This is a genomic window from Citrobacter sp. Cpo142 (assembly GCF_030332425.1).
Classification (GTDB): Bacteria; Pseudomonadota; Gammaproteobacteria; order Enterobacterales; family Enterobacteriaceae; genus Citrobacter; species Citrobacter portucalensis.
Genome location: NZ_JAOWHW010000132.1, coordinates 1 through 5,084, shown reverse-complemented (window position 1 = coordinate 5,084; position 5,084 = coordinate 1). Strand labels below are relative to the sequence as shown.

Genomic DNA, 5,084 nt, shown 5'->3' with positions numbered 1-5,084 from the left:
ATAAGCGCAGCGCATCAGGCACATCACATCGCAGCACCATCGGGTGCAAAGCAATATCCAAAACCTCCATAACACAAGCCATCCTGCGGCATATGCGGTAAACTAGGCGCGATTTTGCATCAGGAAAGCGTCTATGAATCACTCCCTTAAAGCCTGGAACACCTTCGGTATCGATCAGCAAACGAATGAACTTGTCTGCGCCGAAAATGAACAACAATTACTGAATGCCTGGCAATCAGCCAATGCATCGCATCATCCAGTACTGATCCTGGGCGAAGGGAGTAACGTCCTGTTTCTTGATACCTTCCAGGGTACGGTGATCGTCAATCGTATTAAGGGTATTGAGATTACAGAACAACCTGATGCGTGGCATTTGCACGTAGGTGCGGGTGAAAACTGGCATCATCTGGTCCAGCATACGTTGCAGCTTGGTATGCCTGGGCTGGAAAATCTGGCGCTTATCCCAGGCTGCGTGGGTTCATCGCCAATCCAGAATATAGGTGCCTATGGCGTAGAGCTACAGCGCGTCTGCGAATACGTAGACTGCGTTGAGCTGTCGACTGGCAAACATCTGCGTGTTGGTGCAGCAGAATGTCGTTTTGGTTATCGTGACAGCATCTTCAAACATGAATACCAGGATCGCTTCGCAATTATTGCTGTTGGTTTACGCTTGTCTAAACAGTGGCATCCGGTACTGACCTATGGCGATCTGACGCGCCTGGATCCTACAACGGTGACGCCTCAGCAAGTTTTTGATTCTGTCTGCCATATGCGCACGACAAAACTGCCCGATCCGAAAGTAAACGGTAATGCAGGAAGCTTCTTTAAAAACCCGGTTGTCACCGCAGAGATTGCGCAGGAGCTCCTGGCAAAATTCCCAACAGCACCTCATTACCCGCAGGCTGATGGCTCTGTGAAACTGGCAGCAGGCTGGCTGATCGATCAATGCCAGCTAAAAGGCATGCGCATTGGTGGCGCAGCGGTACATCAGCAGCAGGCACTGGTGCTGATCAATGCAGATAATGCGACGAGTCAGGATGTAGTGCAACTTGCACACCATGTGCGCCAAAAAGTCGGTGAGAAATTTAATGTCTGGCTCGAACCAGAGGTCCGGTTTATTGGCCCGCAGGGTGAAATGAATGCTGTGGAGATCATTGCATGAAGGATAATACCGTCCCTCTGACGCTTATTTCATTACTCGCTGACGGCGAATTTCATTCCGGTGAGCAGCTCGGTGAAAAGTTGGGAATGAGCCGTGCCGCAATCAATAAGCATGTCCAGACGTTACGCGACTGGGGGGTTGATGTCTTTACTGTTCCAGGTAAAGGATACAGCTTACCGGAGCCTATCCAACTATTAGATGCTTCACTTATTCATTCTCAACTGGATGGTGGAAATATCACAGTCCTGCCGGTTATCGACTCAACCAATCAGTACCTGATGGACCGAATAGGTCAACTGGAGTCAGGGGATGCCTGTGTCGCTGAATATCAGCAAGCCGGGCGCGGCCGCCGTGGTCGCAAATGGTTTTCACCGTTTGGTGCCAACCTGTACCTTTCAATGTTCTGGCGGTTGGAACAAGGACCGGCTGCCGCGATTGGCCTGAGTCTGGTTATTGGTATCGTCATGGCTGAGGTTTTACGCGATCTGGGCGCAGAGAAGGTACGTGTAAAATGGCCCAACGACCTCTATTTGCTCGACCGTAAGCTGGCAGGGATCCTGGTTGAACTGACCGGTAAGACAGGGGATGCCGCGCAGATTGTTATCGGTGCGGGTATTAATATGTCCATGCGCCGGGTTGAAGAAAATGTGGTTAATCAAGGCTGGATTAACCTGCAGGAAGCGGGCATTAACATTGATCGCAATACCCTTGCAGCCCGACTGATACGTGAGTTGCGTGCTGCGTTGGTGCTCTTTGAGCACGAAGGTTTAGCGCCGTATCTGTCTCGCTGGAAGACACTTGATAACTTTATCGACCGCCCGGTAAAACTTATTATTGGTGATAAAGAAATATTTGGCATCTCTCGTGGAATAGACGCGCAAGGTGCATTATTGCTTGAACAAAATGGCGAGATCAAACCCTGGATGGGTGGAGAAATATCGCTAAGAAGCGCTGAGTAATAAGAAGGGGAGCTGTTGCTCCCCTTCTTATTTATTTTCTCAACCTGACTTGCTCAACGGCATGATTGGCACTTTTCGTCATGATTAAGCTTGCTCGCTCACGCGTTGGTAATATATTTTGTTTTAAATTCAGCCAGTTAATCTCTTTCCATAACGATGTGGCGGTGTTGATAGCCTCATCTTCTGATAATTTTGCATAGTTATGGAAATAAGAGTCCGGGTTGGTAAACGCCCCTTCACGGAATTTCAGGAAACGGTTGATATACCACGTCTGGAGTAATTCTTCTGGCGCATCAACATAAATAGAAAAGTCGACAAAGTCAGAAACAAATACATGATGCGGATCGTGAGGATAGTCCATCCCGCTTTGTAATACATTTAGCCCTTCGAGTATTAATATGTCGGGCTGGGCAACGGTTTTGTCGCCATCAGGGATCACATCATAGATGAGATGGGAATAGACCGGCGCCGTGACGTTAGGTACGCCTGATTTCAGATCGGAAACGAATTTAACCAAGCGATGCATATCATAGGACTGGGGGAAGCCTTTCTTCTTCATCAGTCCACGATCTTTCAATACCTGGTTAGGGTGGAGAAAGCCATCGGTAGTAATCAACTCGACCTTGCGATGCTCGGGCCAGCGACTGAGCAAAGCCTGCAAAACACGCGCAGTCGTACTTTTACCGACGGCGACGCTGCCAGCAATGCTAATAATATAAGGAATACGCTCGCCATTCGTGCCTAAAAATTGCTCCAGCACGGCCTGACGTCGCAGGTTCGAACTGATGTAAAAGTTTAGCAAACGCGAGAGAGGCAAATAAATCTCGGCAACTTCTTCCAGCGATAAGTCTTCGTTAATGCCTTTAAGACGAGCAATCTCTTCCTCGGTCAGGGTCATCGGCACGGAATCACGAAGCGCAGCCCACTGGTTGCGATCAAACTGTAGGTAAGGCGACGTTAACGCTTGCTCTTTTATACTCATACGCATGGTCTGGCTGTCATTGCTATATCAGGTCTGCGGTAAAAAACGAAATCATCCCCGGTACGCAATGGCACGCACATTTCAGTTAATTTGGACAATGGGCAGGAGGGTAACACCAGATGGGGGGGAATAATAAGAAAAAATCATCCTCTGAAATGCAATGTGACGAGTATTCCAGATGTATAAAGATGTGCTTTCTCTCTATCAAAGCGTACCTGCCGGAGCAAAATTCCTCTCTGAGGAGGCACCTGGCGTTGGAAATTTGTTCAATCCAAAGAGGAAATAGATTATTTATCGGTCGTATAGTGCAAAATGTGAGCGATAGAACATTTTATGCAATTTTTTAGTTGCATGAGTGCGCATGTCTCCATAAAATGCGCGCTACTTGATGCCGACTTAGCTCAGTAGGTAGAGCAACTGACTTGTAATCAGTAGGTCACCAGTTCGATTCCGGTAGTCGGCACCATCAAGTCCGGTGGGGTTCCCGAGCGGCCAAAGGGAGCAGACTGTAAATCTGCCGTCACAGACTTCGAAGGTTCGAATCCTTCCCCCACCACCACTTTCTGGCAGCGTTATCGCCGCCTGAGTTGATTAAAAAATTAATCAGCTCGAACAGAAAAGAGAGAGATCTCTTTTTTGTTGCAGAAAGAACTGGGTAGCCGAGTTTCAGGATGCGGGCATCGTATAATGGCTATTACCTCAGCCTTCCAAGCTGATGATGCGGGTTCGATTCCCGCTGCCCGCTCCAGACGTGCTGATATGGCTCAGTTGGTAGAGCGCACCCTTGGTAAGGGTGAGGTCCCCAGTTCGACTCTGGGTATCAGCACCACTTCACTTCTCCTTCCCGTTTCTCTCTGTTTACTTTTAAAAGCATTCAACAGCTCAGGTATATTGCTTGGTTGATGTGGTGATATCACCGATTTATCCGTGTCTTAGAGGGACAATCGATGTCTAAAGAAAAATTTGAACGTACTAAACCGCACGTTAACGTCGGTACTATCGGCCACGTTGACCATGGTAAAACAACGCTGACCGCTGCAATCACTACCGTTCTGGCTAAAACCTACGGCGGTGCTGCTCGCGCATTCGACCAGATCGATAACGCGCCGGAAGAAAAAGCTCGTGGTATCACCATCAACACTTCTCACGTTGAATATGACACCCCGACTCGCCACTACGCACACGTAGACTGCCCGGGCCACGCCGACTATGTTAAAAACATGATCACCGGTGCTGCGCAGATGGACGGCGCGATCCTGGTTGTTGCTGCGACTGACGGCCCGATGCCGCAGACTCGTGAGCACATCCTGCTGGGTCGTCAGGTAGGTGTTCCGTACATCATCGTGTTCCTGAATAAATGCGACATGGTTGATGACGAAGAGCTGCTGGAACTGGTAGAAATGGAAGTTCGTGAACTTCTGTCTCAGTACGATTTCCCGGGCGACGACACTCCGATCGTTCGTGGTTCTGCTCTGAAAGCGCTGGAAGGCGAAGCAGAGTGGGAAGCGAAAATCATCGAACTGGCTGGCTTCCTGGATTCTTACATCCCAGAACCAGAGCGTGCGATTGACAAGCCGTTCCTGCTGCCTATCGAAGACGTATTCTCCATCTCCGGTCGTGGTACCGTTGTTACCGGTCGTGTAGAGCGCGGTATCATCAAAGTTGGTGAAGAAGTTGAAATCGTTGGTATCAAAGAGACTGCTAAGTCTACCTGTACTGGCGTTGAAATGTTCCGCAAACTGCTGGACGAAGGCCGTGCTGGTGAGAACGTTGGTGTTCTGCTGCGTGGTATCAAACGTGAAGAAATCGAACGTGGTCAGGTACTGGCTAAGCCGGGCTCTATCAAGCCGCACACCAAGTTCGAATCTGAAGTGTACATTCTGTCCAAAGACGAAGGCGGCCGTCATACTCCGTTCTTCAAAGGCTACCGTCCGCAGTTCTACTTCCGTACTACTGACGTGACTGGTACCATCGAACTGCC

At 49.3% G+C, this 5,084-nt stretch carries 4 protein-coding genes, 4 tRNA genes and 1 pseudogene; 7 read left to right on the top strand and 2 right to left on the bottom strand.

Annotated elements, in window-relative coordinates:
• Positions 1-133 precede the first annotated feature (133 nt).
• Positions 134-1,162 carry a UDP-N-acetylmuramate dehydrogenase gene (murB, locus tag OGY18_RS17950; protein ID WP_048237125.1) on the top strand — a complete coding sequence of 343 codons (1,029 nt, stop codon included), beginning with the start codon at positions 134-136 and terminating at the stop codon, positions 1,160-1,162.
• Positions 1,159-2,121 carry a bifunctional biotin--[acetyl-CoA-carboxylase] ligase/biotin operon repressor BirA gene (gene birA / locus OGY18_RS17945; RefSeq protein WP_286553873.1) on the top strand — a complete coding sequence of 321 codons (963 nt, stop codon included), beginning with the start codon at positions 1,159-1,161 and terminating at the stop codon, positions 2,119-2,121. The genes murB and birA overlap by 4 nt, the downstream gene beginning before the upstream one ends.
• Positions 2,122-2,152: 31 nt before the next feature.
• On the opposite strand, the gene coaA is transcribed toward birA, so the two are convergent.
• Both coaA and OGY18_RS17935 read right to left on the bottom strand, forming a co-directional pair.
• A complete protein-coding gene (gene coaA / locus OGY18_RS17940; protein ID WP_003031107.1) occupies positions 2,153-3,103 on the bottom strand; it encodes a type I pantothenate kinase in 951 nt (316 codons plus the stop codon).
• Between the two features lie 290 nt (positions 3,104-3,393).
• A pseudogene (locus tag OGY18_RS17935) lies at positions 3,394-3,474 on the bottom strand (hypothetical protein); the annotation flags it as partial.
• A gap of 19 nt (positions 3,475-3,493) precedes the next feature.
• On the opposite strand from OGY18_RS17935, the gene OGY18_RS17930 reads away from it, so the two are divergent.
• The 5 genes from OGY18_RS17930 to tuf all read left to right on the top strand — a co-directional run.
• Positions 3,494-3,569 (top strand) — tRNA-Thr (locus OGY18_RS17930).
• Between the two features lie 8 nt (positions 3,570-3,577).
• Positions 3,578-3,662 (top strand) — tRNA-Tyr (locus OGY18_RS17925).
• A gap of 114 nt (positions 3,663-3,776) precedes the next feature.
• A tRNA-Gly gene (locus OGY18_RS17920) sits at positions 3,777-3,851 on the top strand.
• A 5-nt stretch (positions 3,852-3,856) separates the two neighbouring features.
• Positions 3,857-3,932, top strand: a tRNA-Thr gene (locus OGY18_RS17915).
• Positions 3,933-4,050: 118 nt separating this feature from the next.
• Positions 4,051-5,084 (top strand): elongation factor Tu (tuf, locus tag OGY18_RS17910; RefSeq protein ID WP_286553871.1); only part of this gene is annotated, 1,034 nt, incomplete at its 3' end.

Bases quoted from the DNA above. Each gene is read 5' to 3' on its own strand.
- murB (WP_048237125.1), top strand. From the start codon at position 134: ATGAATCACTCCCTTAAAGCCTGGAACACCTTCGGTATCGATCAGCAA.
- coaA (WP_003031107.1), bottom strand. From the start codon at position 3,103: ATGAGTATAAAAGAGCAAGCGTTAACGTCGCCTTACCTACAGTTTGAT.
- birA (WP_286553873.1), top strand. From the start codon at position 1,159: ATGAAGGATAATACCGTCCCTCTGACGCTTATTTCATTACTCGCTGAC.